This window comes from Vogesella mureinivorans, assembly GCF_007644035.1.
GTDB lineage: Bacteria > Pseudomonadota > Gammaproteobacteria > Burkholderiales > Chromobacteriaceae > Vogesella > Vogesella mureinivorans.
Window position 1 is genome coordinate 1 of record NZ_VMTV02000514.1, and the last position, 332, is coordinate 332.

A 332-nucleotide genomic window follows, 5' to 3' on the forward strand; every position below is an offset into this window, starting at 1 on the left:
AAAATTCAACAATGCATGTCATTTTGTCTCGCAAATTGGCGATAGCACGCTAGATGAATGGTATGCTGAAGGTTATGGGCAAATTAAATATATTAAAAGAAAAGCCAATGGAAATCTGGTCAAACGAAGCACAAGAACGTTATGTGTTGGCAATCAAACCTGAATCATTAGAGTTGTTTGAATCAATCTGCGCACGCGAACGTTGCCCATAGCAATATTGGGGTGATTGCACGTCAACCTGAATATTTGCCTTGGATTCGTGCCAACTTGACTGAAGAAAATGTCAAAGCATATATGCAGCATGTGTTAGACCCAGAAAAATCTCAAGTGAT

At 39.2% G+C, this 332-nt stretch carries 1 protein-coding gene; it reads left to right on the plus strand.

The features are described from left to right. Window positions 1-222: 222 nt before the first annotated feature. A partial coding sequence (locus tag FLQ44_RS25320) for a hypothetical protein (protein WP_439144931.1) occupies window positions 223-332 on the plus strand: 110 nt, incomplete at its 3' end.